The organism is Massilia oculi, assembly GCF_003143515.1.
GTDB lineage: Bacteria > Pseudomonadota > Gammaproteobacteria > Burkholderiales > Burkholderiaceae_D > Telluria > Telluria oculi.
Genome location: NZ_CP029343.1, coordinates 1,328,158 through 1,350,782, shown reverse-complemented (window position 1 = coordinate 1,350,782; position 22,625 = coordinate 1,328,158). Strand labels below are relative to the sequence as shown.

The window sequence follows — 22,625 nt, the reverse complement described above, 5'->3', positions numbered from 1 at the left end:
TTTTACTGACTTATTGTCAAGTCAGGAAATTGCGCCGCCGCAAGACAGGCTGACGCGATCTGCACCACCGTAGAGCGACAGCCCGAGGAGCTCTTGATGGACGAACTGTTGCCGTATTTTGAGCGCGAACTGGTCTACCTGAACACCGTCGGCCGCGAACTCGCCCACCAGTATCCGCGCCTGGCGGCCGAGCTGGGGCTAGGGCCGGAGGGCAGCGAAGACCCGCATATCCGGCGCCTGATCCAGGCCTGCGCGCTGCTCAATGCGCGCACCGCGAAAAAGCTCGACGACGACTATCCGGAACTGACCGAAGCCCTGCTGGGCAGCCTGTATCCGCACTTCCTGCACGGCCTGCCGAGCTGTTCGATCGCGCAGGTGGACGGCGGCGACCAGCTGGCGCGGGCCGGCAAGATCGAGCACGTGCAGGCGGTGCCGCGCGGCACCGAGATGAGTTCGCTGAAGGCGCGCGGCGCGCCCTGCGTGTTTCGCACCACGGCCGAGCTGGCGCTGGCGCCGGTGAGGGTGGCGCGCGCCTGGTTCGAGCCGGTGGCCCACGTCCCGCCACGCATTCGGTTGCCGCCGCGCGCGGCGAGCCGCATCGGCATCGCCTTCGACAGCGCGCTGCCGGCGCGCATATTGCATGGGCGCGGCCTGCCGCGCCTGCGCCTGCACGTGGACGGCGACGGCCTGCTGGCGGCGGCGCTGATCGACGCCCTGGGCATGAACGTGGTCGAGACCTGGGTCGAGGCCGAAGGCATGGAAGGCTGGCGCCGCCTCGACGGCGCCGTGCTGCAGCTGGGCGGCCTGGAGCCAGAGGAGGCGCTGGTGCCGGAACAGGACCACGCCCATCCGGCCTACCGGCTGCTGACGGAGTACTTCGCCTTCCCCGACAAGTTTCACTTCCTGGACGTCGACCTGGCCCGGCTGGCGCCCTTGCTGCCGGCCGGCGCGCGCCGCTTCACCCTGCATTTCCTTCTCACCGGCATGCACGCCGAATCGGGCCCGGCGCGCATCCTGCGCGCGCTGTCGGCCGCCAACCTGCTCACCGGCTGCGTGCCGGTGGTGAACCTGTTCCGCCAGGCGGCGGCGCCGGTGCGCATCACGCACCGTTCGGCGATGTACGACGTGGTGCCGAGCCGGCACGAGGAGGGCGTCGAGGTTTACAGCATCGACGCGGTACACGTGCTCAGGACCGAGGACGGCAAGACCGCCAGCGTCGAGTACCGTCCCTATTACGGCCTGCGCCATGGCGAAGGGGGCGAGCATGGCCAGCGCTACTGGTTCGCGCGCCGCGACGACCGCGGTGACAGCCGCCACCGCATGAAGATCGCCTTCACCGACGACGATTTTTCGCGGTTGGAAGAGGACGCCAGCGTGGCCTCGATCGACCTCACCTGCAGCAACGGCGCGGCCGCCTGCGGCGTCGGCATCAAGGCGCCGGGCGGCGACCTGGCCAGCGAAACCGCGACGAGCGGCCTGCCGATCCGCCTGCTACGCAAGCCCTCCGCGCCGCTGCGCTTCGGCAACCGCAACGGCACTCACTGGCGCCTGGTGACGCAACTGGCGCTGAACCACCGCTCGCTGGCCGATCTCGACGCCTTCCGCGAGACCCTGGCCCTGTACGACCTGCCGCGCTCAGGCGCCTCGCAGCGTCAGATCGCCGGCGTCAGCGCGATGGCATCGATCCCGGCCACGGCCTGGCTGCTCAACCGCTACGGCGCGAGCCTGGTGCATGGCATCGAGGTGCGCATGACGGTGGACGAGGATGCCTTCGCCGGCAGCAGCCTGTTCGTGTTTGCCCAGGTCGTGAGCCGGTTCCTGGGCCTGTATGTGCACCTGAACAGCTTTACCCGGCTGGTGCTCGTGTCCGGGCAGAGCGACAAGGAGTTGCTGCGATGCGAGCCCCGCAACGGCAGCCTGGCGCTGGTGTGAACGCGAATGTGCCCCCGGCCAGGCGTACCGGCGCCATCGTCGACCTGCTGCGGCAGCCGCAACGCTATGAATTCTTCCAGGCGGTGCGGCTGCTGGTGTGCTGGCTGGCGCACCAGGGCATCGCGCCCGAGCACGCCCTGGGCGGCCTGATCCGCTTTCGCAACAGCCTGGGGCTGGCCTTTCCGGCCAGCGAGATCGAGACCATCGTGCCCACCACCGAGGGCGTGCCGGCCGTGAGCGTCACGCCCACGCTGATGGGGCTGCTCGGCGTGATGGGAACCTTGCCGCTGCATTACACCGAACGCTTCGCCGCCTGGGAGCTCGCGCTGCGCGACGAGGGGCCGCGCGCCTTCCTCGACCTGTTGTCGAGCCGCCAGGTGGCGCTGTTCTACCGGGCATGGTGCAAGTATCGGGTGCGTCATGCGATGGAACCCGAGGTGGACCGCTTCCTGCCGCTGCTGCTGGCGCTGGCCGGCGTGCCGGCGCGCACGGACGGCGCGCATGACGTGGAGGCCGCCAGCCTGGCCTGGTTCGCCGCGCCGCTGCGCAGCCGGGTGGTCAGTGCCGAGTCGATCGCGGGCGTGCTGCGCGCCTATTTCCGGGTGCCGGTGCGGGTCGAACAATTTACCGGACGCTGGGACGTGCTCGCGCCGGGGCAGCGCACGCGGCTGGCGTGCGGCAATTGCGTGCTGGGGGATGGCGCCACCGCGGGCGCGCGGCTGTTGCGGCCCGAGCTGGGCATCCGCATCCGGCTCGGGCCGGTGGATGCGCGCGCCTTCGAGCGCTTCCTGCCCGGCGCCGAAGGGGCACGGGCGCTGGCCGCCTTGCTGGACCGCTTCGCGATCGAGGTGCCGTATCGCGAGCTGCAGGTGGTGCTGCGGCGCGAGGACGTCGACGGCGCCTGCCTGGATGGCGCGGCGCGGCTCGGGCTGGATGGTTTCCTGTGCACCCGGGCGGGCGGACGCGACCGCGATGACGTGTGCTATCTGCTGGACTAGCATCCGCGTGGAATGCGTGCGACATGGCGGCGGGCATGCGCGCGCCGCGGACGCGGCAGCCGACCTACAATCGATGCAAATGAACCGCATTGCACAAGGAGGTTTTATGCAACAAGTAGCGAACATGCAGCCGGCGGATCACGTGGAGCCGGCCGCCACCCAGTCCCTGCAGGGGCGGCGCGTCGCGGTCCTGATGACCGACGGCGTCGAGCAGGTCGAATACACCGAACCGCGCCGCTTCCTCGAGGGATTGGGAGTGAAAGTGACCCTGGTTTCGCCGAAGAAGGTGGGCGAGGAGATCCAGGGCTTCAATCACCTGACGCCGGACCAGAAATTCAAGGTCGAACTGAGCGTGCAGGACGCCAAGCCGGGCGACTACGACCTGCTGCTGTTGCCGGGCGGCGTCGCCAACCCGGACAACCTGCGCATGAGCCCTGAATCCATCGACTTCATCAAGGCTTTCGGCGACGAGGACAAGCCGATCGCGGCGATCTGCCACGGCCCATGGCCGCTGATCGACGCCGGCGTGGCCGAGTCGAAGCACCTGACCAGCTGGCCGACCCTGCAGCACGACCTGCGCAACGCGGGCGCGGAGTGGACGGACGAAGAAGTCGTCGTCGACGGCAAGCTGATCACGAGCCGCAAGCCGGACGATATTCCGGCGTTCAACGAAGCGATCCAGAAGCAGCTGATGGTGCAGCAGCAGGCGGGGAGCGATCCGGGACCGACGTCCTGATTCTTGCTTGCCGCGGCGGCGTCACTGCAGGTGTTCGTACAGCGTGACGCTGCCCACCGCGATCAGCACCAGGCCGCCGAAGATCTCGGCGCGCTTGCCCACCACGGCCCCGATGCGGCGGCCGATCAATAATCCCAGCGTCACCATCGTCAGCGTCGCCAGCCCAATTGCCAGCGCCGGCCACAGGATGCCCGTATCCGCAAACGCCAGACTGACCCCGACCACCATCGCATCGATACTGGTGGCAAACCCGGTCAACGCCAGCAGCCAGAACGGACGGGCGGGATCGTCCGCTTCGTCATCCGGCTCGCCGCAACCCTCGATGATCATCCGAATCCCCAGGCCGCCGAGCAGGATGAAGGCGATCCAGTGGTCCCAGCTTTCGACGTAGGACGCGGCAATGCTGCCGAGGGCCCAGCCGACCAGCGGGGTGACCCCCTCGATAACCCCGAACAGCAGGCCGACCTTCAGTGCATCCTTGAACAGGACGTGGGCGCGTTGGGAACCCATGGCGATCGCGACGGCGAAGGCGTCGGTGGACATGGCGAAGGCGAGGATGATGATTGCAGCGAGAGACATGACAGCTTTCCGATCGGGCACGACACAAGGCATGCCGCGCGGCCCGATCGTCGCGCGAACATGCCAATGGTCTTGCCAACCAGAAGGCTTGCGCACCATGACGTGGAGACGTCAAGTATGTTGATGCGGAAACTTCCGTTGCGGAAGTAGGCTACTCCCCAAGGGCGGCGCCATGGTAACGCAAGAAGGGCTTGAACACAAGAAACACGCTTGCGAGCGTGCATGGCCCCGGGCTGGTCCGGTTGCCAATTTGTTCATCGAAATTGTCTTGCAGTGAGTGCTTGATCGCCCGTCGTGACCGGGTATCGCTCTCGGTCAAGGCAATAAAATAGAGTCCATGCAAGCATCGCATCCACGACATGCTTCTTGTGTGGCTGTCCCACCGTAATTGTGCGCCGCCTGGGGCACCAGATGAGTACGATGACGAAAACCTTTGCGGAGGTGCGCGTGGAGTATAAGGACTATTACAAGACCTTGAACGTTGACAAGACCGCGTCCCCGGAGGACATCAAGAAGGCCTACCGCAAGCTCGTGCGCCAGTACCATCCGGACGTCAGCAAGCACGACGACGCGACCGAGAAGACCAAGGAAATCAACGAAGCCTACGATGTGCTGGGCGACGCCGAAAAGCGGGCGGCCTACGACGACCTGGGCCGCCGCGGCCGGCAGACCAGCGAAGGATTCCAGCCGCCGCCGGACTGGGCTTCGCAGTATGACTTCTCCGACGCCGGCGCCGGCACCGACGATTTCCTCGCCGATCTGTTTGCGCACATGGGGCGCCGGGGGCGTGCGAGGAGCGGCGGGGGCACGGGTGCTGGCGGCGCAGGCTTCCAGATGCACGGTGAAGACATTCACGCCGCGATCACGATCGCCCTGCGCGACGCCTATGCCGGCGCGACGCGCAACATCGGCCTGCGCGTACCGGTACAGGACGCGCAGGGACAGGTGAGGATGCAGGAAAAGACACTGAGCGTGAGCGTTCCGAAGGGCGTCACGCCCGGCCAGCAGTTGCGGCTGGCCGGTCAGGGCCAGCCCGGGATCGGGGGCGGTCCGCCGGGCGATCTGTACCTGGACATCCAGTTCGGAGAAGACCCGCGCTACCGGGTGGAGGGCGCGAACGTGTACGAGACCGCGCCGGTGGCGCCATGGGAGGCGGCGCTGGGCGCGAAAATATCGGTGCCGACGCCCTCCGGGACGGTCGAAGTGTCGGTCCCCGCGGGATCGCAAACCGGGCGCAAGTTGCGCTTGAAGGGCCGCGGGATCCCGGCAGCCGCGCCGGGCGACCTGTACCTGATCCTCGAGGTGGTACTACCCCCAGCCGATACGCCACGTGCAAAAGAGCTTTACGAACAAATGGCGCGCGAGATATCTTTCAATCCGCGTGCGAACATGGGAGCCTGAGCGATGCAACAGCCACAGACCCTGACCGGCGTGCTGCTGGAAGAAATGGCCCTGAGCCTGGACGAACTGGCGCGGGCGGCGAACGTGGAACCCGAATGGGTGGTGCGCCATGTGCAGGCCGGCGTGCTGGGTTGCGACCCGGTGGTGCAGGCGACGAGCCTGCGTTTCGGCAGTAGCGATCTTGCCCGCGTGCGGCGCTTGCTCAGCATCGAGCGCGATTTCGACGCCAACGAACACATCGCGGCGCTGGTGATCGACCTGAGCGACGAGGTACGGCGTTTGCGCACGAGGATGCGCGTGCTGGGGCTCGAGTAAGGGGGGCATCGCTCAATGCGTGGTGTGCGCGGCCGGCGCCTGGGCAGGCTCGGACCCTGCACGCAGTTCTTCGGGTTCGCTCCCGTTACCGGTGCGCGCAAAAAAGAAAACCCGCTGACGAATCAGCGGGTTAGCGGAATTTTTGGTGGAGGCGGCGGGAATCGAACCCGCGTCCGCAAGCACTCTACAGACAGTTCTACATACTTAGCACTATCATTTGATTTGACCTGGACAACGGGGATGTGCACCCTTTGGACAAGCGAGTTACCTTAAATTTCGGAAGCAACCAAGTAACCCGATTGATTCCTAGCCTCTGTAAATGACTCTACCAGTCTTGCGACTCACCCCAGAGGCGAGGTGTTGTAGAGCTAGCAGCAATTAAGCTGCTTGTGCGTACGAGTTATCGTTTGCAGTTATTGATTTCTGGATGTATTTACGAGGTAACCAGTCCTCGGTATGCCCTGCGCTGCTTTGCAACCCACGTCGAAACCAGGTCGCCCCCAACGTCAAGAACCTCTATTGTACTCCAAGCGCCGAGGATGTACAGCGCCGTTCCTTAGTGCCTGCTTAAAGTCTGTCACCATAAAAAACCTACAATGCATAGCTAAATTGCAATATGCTGATGGGATTCGAGATGCTGACGAGAACCGACATGACGTGCATCGTTTGTGGCAACACCCAGGTGGCTGGCCTGGCCGGATGGCATGCAACCTGCCCGGCGTGCAACTATGAAAGCGCCGCCCTGAGCGTTGCCATCAATGCCCACAGCGGTCCCGCCGTGGACGAGGCCGAGCGCGAGGCTGGCCTGAAGGCGCTGCGCCTGGAGAACTTCCGCACCATCGTCGCCTGGGCCCGCCGGCACGTCGGCGTCAGCCGGCCGCGCCTGCTCGACGTCGGCAGCGCCCACGGCTGGTTCCTCGAGACGGCGCGCGAGCAGTTCGACGTGCTGGGCGTGGAGCCGGATGCGGTGGTCGGCGCCCGCGCCGCCGCGCGCGGCTTGCCGGTGCGTTCCGGCTACTTCCCGGACGTGCTCAGGGAGGGCGAACGCTTCGACGTCATCGTGTTCAACGACGTGATCGAACACATTCCCGACATCCGCAGCGCCCTGGCCGCCTGCCACGCGCGCCTGCACGACGGCGGCATCCTGATCCTCAACCTGCCGAACAGCGGCGGCTTCTTCTACCGGCTGTCGAAGCTGATCGCGCGCCTGGGCTGGCGTGGGCCGTTCGAGCGCCTGTGGCAGAAAGACCTGCCTTCGCCGCACGTCCATTACTTCAATCCACGCAATCTGCGGCAGCTGGTGGCGGGGCAGGGCTTCGAACTCACCGAGGCGGCCGAGCTGCCGGCGCTGCGCGCCAGGGGCTTGCTGGAACGCCTGCGCTGCGCCGGCAACGTGCCGACCCTGTCGCTCTACACCCAGTATGCGGCGATCATCTGCGCGATCCCCGTGCTGCGCATGTTCCCGAGCGACATTATCGTCGGCGTGTTCAAAAAAAAGGCCGCAGACTGAAGGTCCGCGGCCAAGGGGAGAAAGCAATAAGTTAGTGCTTGCTTAGCGACCGTTGCGGTTGGCGATTTCGTTGCCGATGATGCCGCCGCCGATCACGCCGGCGACAGTCGCCAGCTTCTTGCCGTTGCCGCCGCCGATCTGGTTGCCGATCAGGCCGCCGATCACGGCGCCGGTACCGATGCCGACATAGTTAGGTTGCTGGGCCGGGGCCGGCGCTGGCTGCGAATAACGCGGTTCTTCATAGCGCACCGGCTGCGGCTTGGCGTGCACCACGCGGGTTTTCTCGACCACTTTCACCACCGGCTTTTCCTTGATGATCACGGTCGGCTCGGGCTGCACCTGGGCGACCGGCTGGGCATATGCCACCTGCTGGGCCGGGACCATCGCGGGGACCATCGCCGGCACCAGTTGCTGGCCGTTAGCCGCCACCGGCGCCATCTGGCCAGGCTGGGCGACGTAGCCGTTAGGCTGCACCTGCATGCCCGCCTGCGGCATGGCGTAGGGCGACGTGGCTGCCAGCGGCATGCTCGGCTCCGATGCGCTCTTCGAGGTCGGCAGCAGACCGGTGATCGCGGCGGCGCCAGTCAGGCTGACGACGATGACCGACGCGGCTGCAGCGGCCATCAATGGGTGAATGCGGTTGGTGGTCGTGGTTTCCATGATCTGCTCCGTAAAGTATGGCGTGTTCGTATGGGAGTAGATTACTGGCGAGCCGGACCGAGAGATAGACGTGACCCTGTATCAATCGTAAACAGATGTAAGCACAGCGCCACAAAGAAAAACGGCGCCGTGAAAGGCGCCGTTCAACGAACCAGCCAGACGATCAGGCCGCGTGCTCGGCCTGTCGCGCCGCCTCCGACACCTGCCCCAGCAGCGCCAGCAGCTCGGCCGGCGTATCGAGCAGGTAGTCCGCACCCCAGGTCGACGGCTCGATCGCGCCACAATAGCCCCAGGCGCAAGCCACGGTGACCATGCCCGCCGCGCGTCCGGCCTCGATGTCGCGCAGGTCGTCGCCCACGTACCAGCACTGTTCTGGTGCAAGGCCCAGGCGGCGCGCGCCTTCCAGCAGCGGGGCGGGATGGGGCTTGGCGAAGCCCGTGGTGTCGCCCGAGACGATGCAGCCGGCGTGCGCCAGCGCGATCTGCGGCACCAGCGGGTCGGTGAAGCGCGACGGCTTGTTGGTGACGATGCCCCAGGCCATGCCGGCGTCCGAAATGCCGTCCAGCAGCTCGGTAATGCCGTCGAACAGCGTCGTATGCAGCGACATCGCCGACTGGTAGCGGTCGAACCAGGCCAGGCGCAGTTCCTCGTAACCGTCGTCGCCCGGCGCCAGGCCGAAGGCGGCGCCGATCATGCCGCGCGCACCGCTGGATGCGGTCGGGCGCAGCACCTCGTACGGGGTCGGGTCCAGGCCGCGTTCAAGGCGCAGCCAGTTCACGGCCGCGGCGAGGTCGGGCGCCGTGTCGGCCAGCGTGCCGTCGAGGTCGAACAGGATGGCACGCGGTGCCGGCATCACGGTCGGAAAAGTCATGTCGTTCAGAGCGGTTTGCTGCACGCCACCATGTAGTTCACATCGGTGTCGTTGTTCAGCGAGTAGATTTTGGTCAGCGGGTTGTAGGTCAGGCCTTTCAGGCCGTCGACCTGCAGGCCGGCCTGGCGTACGAACTGCGCCAGCTCGGCGGGCGTGATGAACTTGCCGTAGTCGTGGGTCCCGCGCGGCAGCATGCGCAGCACGTATTCGGCGCCGATCACGGCGAACAGGTAGGACTTGGGATTGCGGTTCAGGGTCGAGAAGAACACGTGGCCGCCCGGCTTCACCAGCTTGGCGGCGGCGCGCACGATCGAGGCCGGGTCGGGTACGTGCTCCAGCATTTCCATACAGGTGACCACGTCGAACTGGCCGGCTTCCTGTTCGGCCATCTCCTCGGCCGCGATATGCTTGTAGCGCACCTCCACGCCCGATTCCAGGCTGTGCAGGTCCGCGACCTTGAGCGCCTTCTGGGACAGGTCGATACCCGTCACCTTGGCGCCCTTGCGCGCCATCGATTCGGATAGCACGCCGCCGCCGCAACCGATGTCGATCACGTTCTTGCCGCTAAGTGGCGCGCGCGCGTTGATCCACTCGAGGCGCAAGGGGTTGATTTCGTGCAGCGGACGGAATTCCGAGGTCGGATCCCACCAGCGGTGGGCCAGCTCGCTGAACTTCTGGATTTCTAATGGGTCTGCGTTTGTCGTCGTCATGGCTCGAATAATAGCGGAATAATGCAATTTCGGCGGCGCAAAAACGTCGTCCCCGCGAAGGCGGGGACCCAAGTTTGCAAGCGTTTCGATCACGCTAGCAGAAATTGGGTCCCCGCCTGCGCGGGACGACGTGCTTACGGCAGTGGCTTACAGCCGATTACTTGTTGACGGTACGGGTACCGACGACTTCGATTTCCACGCGACGGTTCTGTGCGCGGCCTTCGGCGGTCTTGTTGTCCGCTTTCGGCTGGCTTTCGCCCTTGCCTTCGGTGTAGATGCGGGTTTCTTCGATGCCTTTGCCTTTCAGGTAGGCCTTGACGGCTTCGGCGCGGCGGATCGACAGCTTCTGGTTGTAGGCATCGGTGCCGATCGAGTCGGTGTGGCCGACGGCAATGATGACTTCCAGGTTCATGTCGCCCAGCTTGGCGCTCAGCTCATCCAGCGAGGCCTTGCCGGCTGGCTTCAGGATCGCCTTGTCGAAGTCGAAGAAGGCGTCGGCCGAGTAGCTGACTTTTTCCGAGGTCGGCACCGGTGCGGCGACTGGTGGAGGCACTGGAGTCGGTGCCGGCGCTGGCGGCGGCGGCGGAGCGACGCACTTGCCGTTTTCGAGTTTCTCAGGCTCCACGCACAGCGGCGCGTCGCAGCCTGGGACCGCATCGGCCGGGGTCCAGTAGCCGGTGCGCCAGCACAGGCCGAAAGGATTGCGCGCGATCACGCCGCGAGCGTCTTGCACATAGGCGCTGTACGGGGTACGGGCCTGGATGTCGGTGGTCAGCGGCGCGTAGGGAGGAGCGCTTTGGGCGGAGGCGACGCCCGCAATCGCGGCCGACGCTGCGAGCAGAACAGTGATCAGTTTCTTCATATTCTTTTCCTTTCGGTTAAATCCGTAGCGATTCAGACGGGCTCCATGTGTGGTCATAAGATTAACACGGCGGCCGCTCCGTCTGTTTCGTATTGTGAAACAAGCAATTGACTTCCTGTCCATTTTGCCACATGCACCAAAATCGCACGACTGCACCCAAATCAAACATCAAGCATTAACTGCTTGACGTTGTTACGCCGCAACATTTTCCCAAGCGGGGCCGGCCGGGGACGACAATGCTGGAAATTTGGCGCCCATTCCATCGTCCCACTCTTGAGTTCCGGCATCCAGAGTGGGTCGGCCGGAATTGAGCAACTGCTATCTGTCGCATGGTAGAATCGTCCGTTGCAACTTATAACCATCGCCTGAAAGCAGTCGACCCGCCCAATGGATCAATTCGCAAAAGAAACAGTCCCGATTTCCCTCGAAGAAGAGATGCGCAAGAGCTACCTCGATTACGCCATGAGCGTGATCGTGGGCCGTGCGCTGCCGGACGTGCGCGACGGCCTGAAGCCGGTGCACCGCCGCGTGCTCTACGCGATGCACGAGATGAACAACGTGTGGAACCGTCCCTACCTCAAGTGCGCGCGCGTCGTCGGCGACACGATGGGTAAATTCCACCCGCACGGCGACTCGTCGATCTACGACACCCTGGTCCGCATGGCCCAGGACTTCTCGCTGCGCTACACCCTGGTCGATGGTCAGGGCAACTTCGGCTCGATCGATGGCGACAGCGCCGCGGCGATGCGTTACACCGAGTGCCGCCTCGACCGCATCGCGGGCGAGATCCTGGCCGACATCGACAAGGACACCGTCGACTTCCAGCCGAACTACGACGGCAAGGAGAAAGAGCCGACGGTCCTGCCGACCCGCATCCCGAACCTGCTGATCAATGGTTCGTCCGGCATCGCGGTCGGCATGGCGACCAATATCCCGCCGCACAACCTGTCCGAAGTGATCGCCGGCGCGATGCACGTGCTGCGTCATCCCGACTGCACCATCGACGAGCTGATCGAGCTGATCCCGGCGCCGGACTTCCCGACCGCCGGCATCATCTATGGCGTCTCGGGCGTGCGCGACGGTTACCGCACCGGCCGCGGCCGCGTGGTGATGCGCGCCAAGACCCACTTCGAGGAAGTGGGCCGCGACGGCAACCGCACCGCGATCATCATCGACGAGCTGCCCTACCAGGTAAACAAGAAGTCGCTGCTCGAGCGCATCGCCGAGAACGTGCGCGACAAGAAGCTCGAAGGCATTTCCGACATCCGCGACGAGTCCGACAAATCGGGCATGCGCGTGGTGATCGAACTCAAGCGCGGCGAAGTGCCTGAGGTCGTGCTGAACAATCTGTACAAGCAGACCCAGCTGCAAGACACCTTCGGCATGAATATGGTGGCGCTGGTCAATGGCCAGCCGAAGCTGCTGAACCTCAAGCAGATGCTCGAGTGCTTCCTGTCGCACCGCCGCGAAGTGGTCACCCGCCGCACCGTGTTCGAGCTGCGCAAGGCGCGCGACCGCGGCCACATGCTGGAAGGCCTGGCCGTCGCGCTGGCGAATATCGACGATTTCATCGCCATCATCAAGGCCGCGCCGACCCCGCCGGTCGCGAAGGTCGAGCTGATGGACCGCGCCTGGGATTCGTCCCTGGTGCGCGAGATGCTCAACCGTACCGAACTGGGCGAGTCCGGCGGCATCGCGGCCTTCCGTCCGGAGCACCTGCCGAAGCACTACGGCATGCAGCAAAGCGGGCTATACAAGCTGTCGGACGAGCAGGCGCAAGAGATCCTGCAGATGCGCCTGCAGCGCCTGACGGGCCTCGAGCAGGACAAGATCGTCAACGAGTACAAGGAAGTGATGGCCCACATCGCCGACCTGCTCGACATCCTGTCCAAGCCAGAGCGCGTCACCACGATCATCGTCGACGAGATGGCCGCCATCAAGGCCGACTACGCCGACAACGGCAAGGACACCCGCCGTTCGACCATCGAGCACAATGCCAGCGACCTCGAAACCGAAGACCTGATCACCCCGCAGGACATGGTGGTGACCCTGTCGCACGCGGGCTATATGAAGGCGCAGCCGATTTCCGAATACCGCGCCCAGAAGCGCGGCGGCCGCGGCAAGCAGGCGACGGCGACCAAGGACGAAGACTGGATCGACCAGCTGTTCATCGCCAATACCCACGACTACATGCTGTGCTTCAGCAACCGTGGCCGCATGTACTGGCTCAAGGTGTGGGAAGTGCCGCAAGGCTCGCGCAACTCGCGCGGCAAGCCGATCGTCAATATGTTCCCGCTGCAGGACAACGAGAAGATCACCGTCGTGCTGCCGCTGCAGGGAGAGAACCGCACCTTCCCCGAAGACCACTACGTCTTCATGTCGACCTCGCTGGGCACGGTCAAGAAGACGCCGCTGCGCGACTTTTCCAATCCACGCAAGGCCGGCATCATCGCGGTCGACCTCGATGAAGGCGACGTGCTGGTCGGCGCCGCGCTCACCGACGGCAAGCACGACGTGATGCTGTTCTCCGACGGCGGCAAGGCCGTGCGCTTCGACGAGAACGACGTGCGTCCGATGGGCCGCACCGCGCGCGGCGTGCGCGGCATGAATCTCGAAGAAGGCCAGCAGGTCATCGCGCTGCTGGTGGCCGAGAGCGAAGAACAGACCGTCCTCACCGCCACCGAGAACGGCTTCGGCAAGCGTACCCCGATCACGGAGTACACCCGCCACGGCCGCGGCACCAAGGGCATGATCGCGATCCAGACCAGCGAGCGTAACGGCAAGGTGGTGGCCGCGACCCTGGTCGAGCCGAGCGACGAGATCATGCTGATCACGACCGGCGGCGTGCTGATCCGCACCCGCGTGTCCGAGATCCGCGAGATGGGCCGCGCGACACAGGGCGTGACCCTGATCGCGGTCGAGGATGGCACCAAGCTGTCCGGCCTGCAGCGTATCGTCGAGACCGACCTCGAAGAAGTCGAGCTCGAACCGGCGCCGGAATAATGGCGCCCCGGGGCAAGTGCTGCGCATCGGTATGCATGCGCTTGCCCCTTTCGTTCAATGCAATGGGCGCCAGCGCCCGCCTGGAAAGCCAATGAAAAAAGTCCTCCTCGCCGTGACCTGCGCCGCCGCCATCGCCGGTGTTTCCCCATCCGCCCTGGCGCAAAGCGCCGCTCCTGCTGCGCCGAGCGCGCAGGGGAGCGAGCAGGAGCGCGCCGCCGTCAAGGAACTGCTGGCGGCGATGGATGTGCGCAAGATGATGCTGGCGTCGTTCACCGAGATGGAAAAGGCGCTGCCGCAGATGATGCGCGCGCAGATGACGGCCGTCATCAATGCCGATCCTGCCGCCAGCGACGAGAAGAAGAAGGAAGCCATGGCCAAGGTCGAGCAGGTGCTGCCGGGCGCCGCCGAGGCGATCAACCGCATGTTCCGCGATCCTGCGCTGCTCGACGATATGATGGCCGAGATCGGCCCGCTGTACGCCCGCAATTACAGCGTGGCGGAACTCAAGGAACTGACCGCCTTCTACCGCACCCCGCTGGGCCAGAAGATGCTGGCCCTGTCGCCGCGCCTGGCCGCCGAGAGCATGGCCGCCGGCCAGCGGGTCGTCGCGCCGCGCCTGAACGGCCTGATGCTGGAAGTGATGCAGAACGCCCAGGCTAAATAACATCGTGGAAAGGACCGCATGACCCAGATCTTCAACTTCTCGGCCGGCCCCGCCGTCCTTCCGAAAGAAGTGCTGCTGCAGGCAGCGAGCGAGATGCTCGACTGGCATGGCAGCGGCATGTCGGTGATGGAGATGAGCCACCGCGGTCCAGAATTTTCCAGCATCCACCGCCAGGCGCTCGACGACCTGCGCGAGCTGCTGGACGTGCCGGCCAATTATAAAATCCTGTTCCAGCAGGGCGGGGGACTCGGGCAGAACGCCATCGTTCCTCTCAACCTGGCCCGTCGCCGCAATGATCCGGTGATCGACTTCGTCCACACCGGTTCGTGGTCCGGCAAGTCGATCAAGGAGGCGGCGCGCTATGCGCGGGTGAACGTCGCCGCCTCGAGCGAGGCGGAGGGTTTCTCCCGCGTCCCGCCGCGCGAGTCGTGGAACCTGTCGCAGGACGCGGCCTATCTGCACATCTGCACCAACGAGACCATCGACGGCGTCGAGTACCCCGACGCGCCCAGGATGGATCCAATGAGCGATCCCGATGTGCCGATCGTGGCCGACATGTCCTCGCACATCCTGTCGCGCAAGATCGACATCCTCAAGTATGGCGTGATTTTCGCCGGCGCCCAGAAGAATATCGGCCCGGCCGGCCTGACCCTGGTGATCGTGCGCGAAGACCTGCTCGACTACGCGTCGCCGCAGTGCCCGTCGGCCTTCAACTGGAAGACCTGCGCCGAGCACGATTCGCTGTACAACACGCCGCCGACCTATGCGATCTATATCGCCGGGCTGGTGTTCGCCTGGCTCAAGGCCAATGGCGGCGTGGCCGCCATGGAGGCGCGCAATATCGAAAAGGCGAAGCTGCTGTATGAGGCGCTCGACCGAGACGATTTCTACGCCAACCGCGTGGCGCCGGAATTCCGTTCGCGCATGAACGTGCCGTTCTACCTGCGCGACGAATCGCTGAACCAGTTATTCCTGACCGGCGCCTCAGGGCGCGGTCTGCTGCAACTGAAGGGCCACAAGTCCGTCGGCGGCATGCGGGCATCGATCTACAACGCGATGCCGATCGAGGGCGTACAGGCCCTCGTCGATTACTTGAACGAGTTCGCCGGTCGTTGAGACCCGCCCCGGCATGCCGGGGCTTTCAGGCGTGGAGCAGCGGTCAGGCGAACCAATCGACCACACAGCATAACGATGACAGACAAACTCAAACCCCTGCGCGAACGCATCGATGCGATCGACGCGCAAATCCTCTCGCTGCTCAGCGAGCGCGGCAAGGTCGCGCAAGAGGTCGGCCACGTCAAGGCCGAAACCAACGCCCCCGTATTCCGTCCCGAGCGCGAAGCGCAAGTGCTGCGCGGCGTCGCCGACCGCAATCCTGGTCCGCTCAAGGACAAGGACGTGCAAACGATCTTCCGCGAGATCATGTCTTCCTGCCGCGCGTTGGAGAAGCGCGTGACGGTCGCCTACCTCGGCCCGAGCGGCACCTTCAGCGAGCAGGCCGTGTTCCAGCAGTTCGGCACCGCCATCGAGACGCTGCCGTGCGTGTCGATCGACGAGGTATTCCGCGCCACCGAGGCCGGCACCGCCGATTTCGGCGTGGTTCCGGTCGAGAACTCGTCCGAAGGCGCGATCAACCGCACGCTCGACCTGCTCCTGGCCACCACCACCATCATCAGCGGCGAGGTATCGATCGCCGTGCACCACAGCCTGATGAGCAAGACCGGTTCGATGGATGGCGTCAAAGTCGTCTGCGCGCATTCGCAGGCGCTGGCCCAGTGCCAGGTCTGGCTCAACCTGCATCATCCTCACCTCGAGCGCCGCGCCGTGGCCTCGAATGCCGAGGCGGCCGTGCTGGCGAGCCAGGATCCGACGGTCGCCGCGATCGCCAGCGAGATGGCGGGCGAGCAGTACCAGCTGGGCGTGGTGCAGGCCCACATCCAGGACGACCCGCACAACCGCACCCGCTTCGTGGTGATCGGTCAGCTGCAGACCGGCCCGTCGGGCAAGGACCGCACCGGCATCGTGCTGGCCGTACCGAACAAGGCCGGCGCCGTCTACAACCTGCTGGCGCCGCTCGAAAAGCATGGCGTGTCGATGACCCGCTTCGAATCGCGCCCGGCGCGCATCGGCACCTGGGAATATTACTTCTACGTCGACATCGAGGGCCATGTGCACGACGCCGCGGTCGCGCGCGCGCTCGAGGAACTCAAGGACAACGCCGCCTTCTTCAAGGTGCTCGGGTCCTACCCGCAAAGCCTTTAATCAAACAGAGAGAGACACCATGTCGAAATTCGGTCCCGAATACGTCCGCGCCATCGCCCCTTACCAGGCCGGCAAACCCATCGCCGAAGTCGCCCGCGAGTTCGGCCTCGACGAAGCGACCATCGTCAAGCTGGCTTCCAACGAAAACCCGTTCGGCCTGCCGGAATCGAGCCGCGCCGCGATGCTCGAAGCCGCCGCCGATCTCGGCCGCTATCCGGACGCCAACGGCTTCGAACTCAAGACCGCGCTGTCGCAGCGCTACGACGTGCCGCTCGAGTGGATCACCCTCGGCAACGGCAGCAACGACATCCTGGAGATCGCCGCCCACGCCTTCGTGCAAAAGGGCGAGGCGGTGGTCTATTCGCAGTATTCATTTGCGGTGTACGCGCTGGCCACGCAGGGCGTGGGCGGACGCGCCATCGTGGTCCCGAGCGTGGACTACGGCCACGACCTGGATGCGATGGCGGCCGCGATCGACGCCGACACGCGCCTGGTCTATGTCGCCAACCCGAACAATCCAACCGGCACCTTCATCCCGGCCGAACAGGTCGAAGCCTTCCTGCAGAAAGTTCCAGGCAACGTGATCGTGGTGCTGGACGAAGCGTATAACGAATACCTGGCGCCGGAACACCAGTTCGAGTCGAGCGCCTGGGTGCGCAAGTACCCGAACCTGATCGTCTCGCGCACCTTCTCCAAGGCCTACGGCCTGGCCGGCCTGCGCGTGGGCTTCGCCATCGCCCAGCCGGAAGTCACGGACCTGATGAACCGCATCCGCCAGCCCTTCAACGTCAACTCGCTGGCGCAGGCCGCCGCGATCGCCGCGCTGAACGACAAGCCGTTCCTGGAAAAGGGGGCGAAGAACAACGCCGAAGGCTACCGGCAGATGGTTGCCGCATTCGAGGAGCTGAAGCTCGAGTATGTGCCGTCGTTCGGCAACTTCGTGCTGGTGAAGGTCGGCGACGACGAAGGCGCCGGCGCGCGCGTGAACCTGGCGCTGCTCAAGCAGGGCGTGATCGTGCGTCCGGTCGGCGCCTATGGCTTGCCGCAGTGGCTGCGCATCTCGATCGGCTTGCCGGAAGAGAATGCGGCCTTCATCGAAGCCCTCAAGCGAGCGCTCTCGACGGAGAGCGCGAGCGCGCGAGGCTGAATGCTCGCTAAAGTCGTTATCGTCGGCGTAGGCCTGATCGGCGGCTCGTTCGCGCTGGCGCTCAAGCGCGCCGGCCAGGTCGGCGAGGTGGTCGGCATCGGCCGCCACCCGGAAGCGCTGGCGCGCGCGCTGGAGCTGGGCATCGTCGATCGGGTGACCGAGGACCATGCCGACGCGCTGCGCGGCGCCGACCTGGTGCTGCTGGCCGCGCCGGTGGCCCAGACCGGCCCGATCCTCGAAGCGCTGCTGCCGCACCTCGAGCCCCATACGGTCGTGACCGACGCCGGCAGCACCAAGTGCGACGTGGTCGCGGCCGCGCGCGCGGTGATGCGGGACCGGGTGCACCGGTTCGTGCCGGGCCACCCGATCGCGGGCAGCGAATCGAACGGTCCCGACGCCGCGCTCCCCAAGCTGTACCAGGGCAAGAAGTGCGTGCTGACGCCGCTGCCGGAGAACGCCGCGCAGGACGTCGAAACAGTCGCCGCCGCCTGGCGCGCCTGCGGCGCCGTCATCCACACGCTCAGCCCTGAGGACCATGACCGCGTGTTCGCCGCCGTCAGCCATCTGCCGCACCTGCTGGCCTATGCGCTGGTGGACGACATCGCCGCCAGGCCGCATGCGGACCTGCTGTTCCAGTACGCCGCCAGCGGTTTCCGCGACTTCACGCGCATCGCCGGTTCGTCGCCCGAGATGTGGCGCGACATCAGCCTGGCCAACCGCGCTGCTCTGCTGACCGAGCTGGATGCATATCTGGCACAATTGACGTCGATGCGGGCCATGCTCGCGGCCGCGGACGGCATCGGCTTGCAAGGAATCTATGCGACCGCCCAGCGCGCCCGCCGCGAATGGCAAGAGGCCATCGAAGCCGGCTCGCCCGAACGGCGTTCGCCCAATCAGGAAAACACATGACGCAGCAAAAACACTATCCGCAGCATATCGACCTCGAGCCCGTGCTTCATGCGCAGGGCACGGTGCGGCTGCCGGGTTCCAAGTCCATCTCGAACCGCACGCTGCTGCTGGCGGCGCTGTCCGAGGGCGCGACCACGATCCACGACCTGCTGGCCTCGGACGACACCATGGTGATGCTGGGCGCGCTGCGCTCGCTGGGCATTCAATGGGATGAAGTCGACGAGCGCACCGTGGTCGTGCACGGCAATGGCGGCGAGCTGCCGAACCATGAAGCCGATCTGTTCATGGGCAATGCCGGCACCGCGATCCGTCCGCTGACGGCGGCGCTGGCCGTGATCGGCGGCGACTATACCCTGCACGGCGTGTCGCGCATGCACGAGCGTCCGATCGGCGACCTGGTGGACGCGCTGAACGAGGTCGGCGCCCGGATCGAGTACACGGGAGAACAGGGCTTTCCGCCGCTGCGCATCCGCCGCGGCCGCGTCAACCCGCAACGCATCGCCGTACGCGGCAATGTGTCGAGCCAGTTCCTGACCGCGCTCCTGATGGCGGCGCCGCTGATGGCCAAGACCCATCCGGTGGCGATCGACGTCGTCGGCGAACTGATTTCGAAGCCGTATATCGAGATCACCCTGAACCTGATGCGCCGCTTCGGCGTCGAGGTCGAGCAGAACGGCTGGGCCTCGTTCACCGTGCATCCGGGCCAGCGCTATCGCAGCCCGGGCACCATCCACGTCGAGGGCGACGCGTCGTCGGCGTCCTACTTCCTGGCGGCCGGCGCGATCGCCGGCGGTCCGGTGCGGGTGGAAGGCGTGGGCGAGCACAGCATCCAGGGCGACGTGCGCTTCGCCGATGCGCTCGAACGCATGGGCGCCATCATCACCCGCGGCGACAACTGGATCGAGGCGAGGTCGAACGGCGTGCTGAAAGCCATCGACGCCGACTTCAACCATATTCCGGACGCGGCGATGACGATCGCGGTGGCGGCGCTGTACGCCGACGGCCCGAGCACCCTGCGCAATATCGCCAGCTGGCGCGTGAAGGAAACCGACCGCCTGGCGGCCATGGCGACCGAATTGCGCAAGGTCGGCGCCGAGGTGGAGGAGGGGCCGGACTATATCCGCATCACCCCACCGGAGGAACTCAAGCCGGCCACGATCGACACCTACGACGACCACCGGATGGCGATGTGCTTCTCGCTCGCCTCGCTGGACGGCAAGGCGCGCCGCGGCAACGCGATGCGCATCAACGATCCGAAATGCGTCGCCAAGACCTTCCCCGATTATTTCGAAGCGTTCGCGGGCATCGCCCGCGACGAGCTGTTCTAACCGATTGCCAGGATCCGCATGCCGAATTCGAACGTACCAGTCATCACCATCGACGGCCCCACCGCATCCGGCAAGGGGACGGTCGCCAGCCGGGTCGCCGAGCGCCTCAGTTTTCACTTGCTCGACTCGGGCGCCCTGTACCGCCTGACGGCGCTGCAGGCGTTGCGCCGCGGGGTGGAATTACGCGACGAGCACGCGATCGCCAAGCTGGCCGAGCACCTGCCGGCGCGCTTCCAGGGAGAGCATATCTACCTGGCGCACGAGGACGTGACGCACGCGATCCGGGCCGAGGAAGTGGGCAATATGGCGTCGAAGATCGCGGCGCTGCCGACCGTGCGCCAGGCGCTGGTCGGGCTGCAGCTGGGCTTTCGCCAGACGCCGGGCCTGGTGGCCGACGGGCGCGACATGGGCACGGTGATCTTCCCGACCGCCAGGCTGAAGGTGTTCTTGACCGCGAGTGTTGAGGCACGTGCGCAACGCCGGTATAAGCAATTGATTGACAAAGGGTTTTCTGCTAATATGAACGACCTCCTGGCAGATTTGCAGGCAAGAGACGAGCGCGACACCAATCGCGCGGTCGCTCCCCTGGCCCCGGCAAGCGATGCGCATCTGCTGGACACCTCCGAAATGGGCGTGGATCAGGCAGTGGACCAGGTGTTGGCCTGGTATGCGCAGAAGTAGCCCGGCAACAGTAATCAAGAAGAGTTTTTTAAAGACTTTGAATGGCGTTTCGATGCTTTCGGCGTAAGCCCTGGGCGTCAAAACGTCATTCCCGCGCAGGCGGGAATCACAGTTCGATGCATACCGTTGGCTCGAGTCATCGCCGTGGTAGGCAAGCAAACTTGGGTCCCCGCCTTCGCGGGGACGACGGTTTTTGGGCTGGTGGCGCCGTTCAGCGGCGCTATCGGCAAGAGATCGCCGTCCTTTGGTGTCTGCAACGCGTTTTTATGTTGCAGGCGTGTTTCAACCCTAACCCAGTTCAGTCCGCATATTGCCGGCCTGCTGGCTAACATGAAATAACACTCCTTTTATGTCTACTGCAACCCAAGATACCGGTATGGAAAGCTTCGCAGCCCTCTTCGAGGAATCGCTGTCGCGTCAGGACATGCGTTCGGGCGAAGTCATTTCGGCTGAAGTCGTGCGCCTGGATCACAACTTCGTGATCGTCAACGCCGGCCTGAAGTCGGAAGCGTTCATCCCGGTTGAAGAATTCAAGAACGACCAGGGCGAACTGGAAGTTCAGATCGGCGATTTCGTTTCCGTGGCTATCGAGTCGCTGGAAAACGGCTTCGGCGACACCATCTTGTCGCGCGACAAGGCCAAGCGCCTGGCATCGTGGCTGGCACTGGAAAAAGCGATGGAATCGGGCGAAATCGTCACCGGTACCGTCAACGGTAAAGTCAAAGGCGGCCTGACCGTCCTGACCAACGGCATCCGCGCCTTCCTGCCGGGTTCGCTGGTTGACACCCGTCCAGTCAAGGACACCACCCCATTCGAAGGCAAGACCCTCGAATTCAAGGTCATCAAGCTGGACCGCAAGCGTAACAACGTCGTGCTGTCGCGTCGCGCCGTCATCGAAGCATCGATGGGCGAAGAGCGCGCCAAGCTGATGGAAACCCTGAAAGAAGGCACCGTGGTCACCGGCGTCGTCAAGAACATCACCGACTACGGTGCGTTCGTCGACCTGGGCGGCATCGACGGCCTGCTGCACATCACCGACCTGGCATGGCGTCGCGTGCGTCACCCGTCGGAAGTCCTGTCGGTTGGCCAAGAGATCACCGCTAAGGTCCTCAAGTACGATCAAGAGAAGAACCGCGTTTCGCTGGGCGTCAAGCAACTGGGCGACGATCCATGGACCGGTCTGTCGCGTCGTTACCCACAAGGCACCCGCCTGTTCGGTAAAGTCACCAACCTGACCGACTACGGCGCGTTCGTCGAAGTGGAACAAGGCATCGAAGGCCTGGTCCACGTGTCGGAAATGGACTGGACCAACAAGAACGTGGCTCCGAACAAGGTTGTCCAGCTGGGCGACGAAGTCGAAGTCATGGTCCTGGAAATCGACGAAGAGCGTCGCCGTATCTCGCTGGGCATGAAGCAGTGCAAGGCGAATCCATGGGACGACTTCGGCATGACCCACAAGAAGGGCGACAAGGTCAAGGGTTCGATCAAGTCGATCACCGACTTCGGCGTCTTCATCGGCCTGCCAGGCAATATCGATGGCCTGGTCCACCTGTCGGACCTGTCGTGGACCGAAGCCGGCGAAGAAGCCGTGCGCAAGTTCAAGAAGGGCGACGAGCTGGAAGCGGTCGTGCTGGCAATCGACGTCGAGCGCGAGCGTGTTTCGCTGGGCGTGAAGCAGCTGGAAGGCGACCCGTTCAACACCTACTCGTCGCTGAACGACAAGGGTTCGCTGGTCACCGGCACCGTGAAATCGGTTGAGCCAAAAGGCGCCGTGATCTCGCTGTCCGAAGAAGTCGAAGGCTACCTGCGCGCTTCGGAAATCTCGCGTGACCGCGTGGAAGACGCCGGCACCCACCTGAAAGTGGGCGACAAGGTCGAAGCCCTGGTCATCAACATCGATCGCAAGGCTCGCAGCATCCAGCTGTCGATCAAGGCGAAAGACAGCGCCGACACCCAGGAAGCGATGAGCAAACTGGCGAACGACAACAGCGCTGCTTCGGGCACCACCAGCCTGGGCGCACTGCTGAAGGCCAAGTTCGATAACAAGAACTAAGCAA

At 64.8% G+C, this 22,625-nt stretch carries 20 protein-coding genes, 1 other RNA gene and 1 riboswitch; of the genes, 15 read left to right on the top strand and 6 right to left on the bottom strand.

Going from position 1 to position 22,625, the window contains the following annotated elements; all coding sequences use genetic code 11:
- The first annotated feature begins 96 nt into the window (after positions 1–96).
- The 3 genes from tssF (at position 97) to DIR46_RS06235 (ending at position 3,666) form a co-directional block, all read left to right on the top strand.
- Positions 97–1,932 (top strand): type VI secretion system baseplate subunit TssF, encoded by a 1,836-nt coding sequence (gene tssF / locus DIR46_RS06245; RefSeq protein ID WP_109344460.1) that lies wholly within the window; start codon positions 97–99, stop codon positions 1,930–1,932.
- A complete protein-coding gene (gene tssG, locus DIR46_RS06240) occupies positions 1,929–2,930 on the top strand; it encodes a type VI secretion system baseplate subunit TssG (RefSeq protein WP_229446518.1) in 1,002 nt (333 codons plus the stop codon). The genes tssF and tssG overlap by 4 nt, the downstream gene beginning before the upstream one ends.
- Before the next feature lie 106 nt (positions 2,931–3,036).
- Entirely contained in the window at positions 3,037–3,666 is a 630-nt protein-coding gene (locus tag DIR46_RS06235) for a type 1 glutamine amidotransferase domain-containing protein (RefSeq protein WP_109344458.1), read from the top strand.
- 21 nt (positions 3,667–3,687) lie between these two features.
- Here the strand turns inward: DIR46_RS06235 and DIR46_RS06230 are convergent, their stop codons facing one another.
- Positions 3,688–4,245, bottom strand: coding sequence for a manganese efflux pump MntP (locus DIR46_RS06230; RefSeq protein ID WP_109344457.1), 558 nt, complete (start codon positions 4,243–4,245; stop codon positions 3,688–3,690).
- 3 nt (positions 4,246–4,248) lie between these two features.
- Positions 4,249–4,421, bottom strand: a riboswitch (yybP-ykoY riboswitch).
- 271 nt (positions 4,422–4,692) lie between these two features.
- On the opposite strand from DIR46_RS06230, the gene DIR46_RS06225 reads away from it, so the two are divergent.
- The gene (locus DIR46_RS06225) at positions 4,693–5,646 is read left to right on the top strand and encodes a DnaJ C-terminal domain-containing protein (protein ID WP_109347925.1); all 954 of its coding nucleotides are present in this window, start codon (positions 4,693–4,695) and stop codon (positions 5,644–5,646) included.
- Positions 5,647–5,649: 3 nt separating this feature from the next.
- Positions 5,650–5,961 carry a chaperone modulator CbpM gene (locus tag DIR46_RS06220; RefSeq protein ID WP_109344456.1) on the top strand — a complete coding sequence of 104 codons (312 nt, stop codon included), beginning with the start codon at positions 5,650–5,652 and terminating at the stop codon, positions 5,959–5,961.
- Between the two features lie 143 nt (positions 5,962–6,104).
- On the opposite strand, the gene ssrA is transcribed toward DIR46_RS06220, so the two are convergent.
- Positions 6,105–6,463, bottom strand: a transfer-messenger RNA (tmRNA) gene (ssrA, locus tag DIR46_RS06215).
- A 150-nt stretch (positions 6,464–6,613) separates the two neighbouring features.
- On the opposite strand from ssrA, the gene DIR46_RS06210 reads away from it, so the two are divergent.
- Entirely contained in the window at positions 6,614–7,471 is an 858-nt protein-coding gene (locus DIR46_RS06210; protein WP_205289085.1) for a class I SAM-dependent methyltransferase, read from the top strand.
- A 42-nt stretch (positions 7,472–7,513) separates the two neighbouring features.
- Here the strand turns inward: DIR46_RS06210 and DIR46_RS27600 are convergent, their stop codons facing one another.
- The 4 genes from DIR46_RS27600 to ompA form a co-directional block, all read right to left on the bottom strand.
- Positions 7,514–8,131, bottom strand: coding sequence for a glycine zipper 2TM domain-containing protein (locus DIR46_RS27600; protein ID WP_109344454.1), 618 nt, complete (start codon positions 8,129–8,131; stop codon positions 7,514–7,516).
- Positions 8,132–8,294: 163 nt separating this feature from the next.
- On the bottom strand, positions 8,295–9,002 hold the full coding sequence (locus DIR46_RS06200) for an HAD family hydrolase (protein WP_205289084.1): 708 nt from the start codon (positions 9,000–9,002) through the stop codon (positions 8,295–8,297).
- A gap of 5 nt (positions 9,003–9,007) precedes the next feature.
- Positions 9,008–9,712 (bottom strand): bifunctional 2-polyprenyl-6-hydroxyphenol methylase/3-demethylubiquinol 3-O-methyltransferase UbiG, encoded by a 705-nt coding sequence (gene ubiG / locus DIR46_RS06195; RefSeq protein WP_109344453.1) that lies wholly within the window; start codon positions 9,710–9,712, stop codon positions 9,008–9,010.
- Positions 9,713–9,869: 157 nt separating this feature from the next.
- Complete coding sequence (gene ompA / locus DIR46_RS06190) at positions 9,870–10,574, bottom strand: outer membrane protein OmpA (protein WP_109344452.1); 705 nt, start codon at positions 10,572–10,574, stop codon at positions 9,870–9,872.
- A 387-nt stretch (positions 10,575–10,961) separates the two neighbouring features.
- Here ompA and gyrA point away from each other — a divergent pair, with 387 nt between their 5' ends.
- From gyrA to rpsA, 9 genes are all read left to right on the top strand, one after another.
- Complete coding sequence (gyrA, locus tag DIR46_RS06185; RefSeq protein ID WP_109344451.1) at positions 10,962–13,577, top strand: DNA gyrase subunit A; 2,616 nt, start codon at positions 10,962–10,964, stop codon at positions 13,575–13,577.
- Between the two features lie 91 nt (positions 13,578–13,668).
- Positions 13,669–14,241: a DUF2059 domain-containing protein gene (locus DIR46_RS06180; RefSeq protein ID WP_109344450.1), complete on the top strand. Its 573-nt coding sequence runs from the start codon at positions 13,669–13,671 to the stop codon at positions 14,239–14,241.
- Between the two features lie 18 nt (positions 14,242–14,259).
- On the top strand, positions 14,260–15,357 hold the full coding sequence (gene serC, locus DIR46_RS06175; protein WP_109344449.1) for a 3-phosphoserine/phosphohydroxythreonine transaminase: 1,098 nt from the start codon (positions 14,260–14,262) through the stop codon (positions 15,355–15,357).
- A gap of 75 nt (positions 15,358–15,432) precedes the next feature.
- The gene (gene pheA / locus DIR46_RS06170; RefSeq protein ID WP_109344448.1) at positions 15,433–16,503 is read left to right on the top strand and encodes a prephenate dehydratase; all 1,071 of its coding nucleotides are present in this window, start codon (positions 15,433–15,435) and stop codon (positions 16,501–16,503) included.
- Positions 16,504–16,522: 19 nt separating this feature from the next.
- On the top strand, positions 16,523–17,650 hold the full coding sequence (gene hisC, locus DIR46_RS06165) for a histidinol-phosphate transaminase (RefSeq protein ID WP_109344447.1): 1,128 nt from the start codon (positions 16,523–16,525) through the stop codon (positions 17,648–17,650).
- Positions 17,651–18,559 carry a prephenate dehydrogenase gene (locus DIR46_RS06160; RefSeq protein ID WP_109344446.1) on the top strand — a complete coding sequence of 303 codons (909 nt, stop codon included), beginning with the start codon at positions 17,651–17,653 and terminating at the stop codon, positions 18,557–18,559.
- Entirely contained in the window at positions 18,556–19,887 is a 1,332-nt protein-coding gene (gene aroA, locus DIR46_RS06155; protein WP_109344445.1) for a 3-phosphoshikimate 1-carboxyvinyltransferase, read from the top strand. The genes DIR46_RS06160 and aroA overlap by 4 nt, the downstream gene beginning before the upstream one ends.
- Before the next feature lie 18 nt (positions 19,888–19,905).
- Positions 19,906–20,568 carry a (d)CMP kinase gene (cmk, locus tag DIR46_RS06150; RefSeq protein WP_109344444.1) on the top strand — a complete coding sequence of 221 codons (663 nt, stop codon included), beginning with the start codon at positions 19,906–19,908 and terminating at the stop codon, positions 20,566–20,568.
- Positions 20,569–20,917: 349 nt separating this feature from the next.
- Complete coding sequence (rpsA, locus tag DIR46_RS06145; protein WP_109344443.1) at positions 20,918–22,621, top strand: 30S ribosomal protein S1; 1,704 nt, start codon at positions 20,918–20,920, stop codon at positions 22,619–22,621.
- The last annotated feature ends 4 nt before the right edge of the window (positions 22,622–22,625 follow it).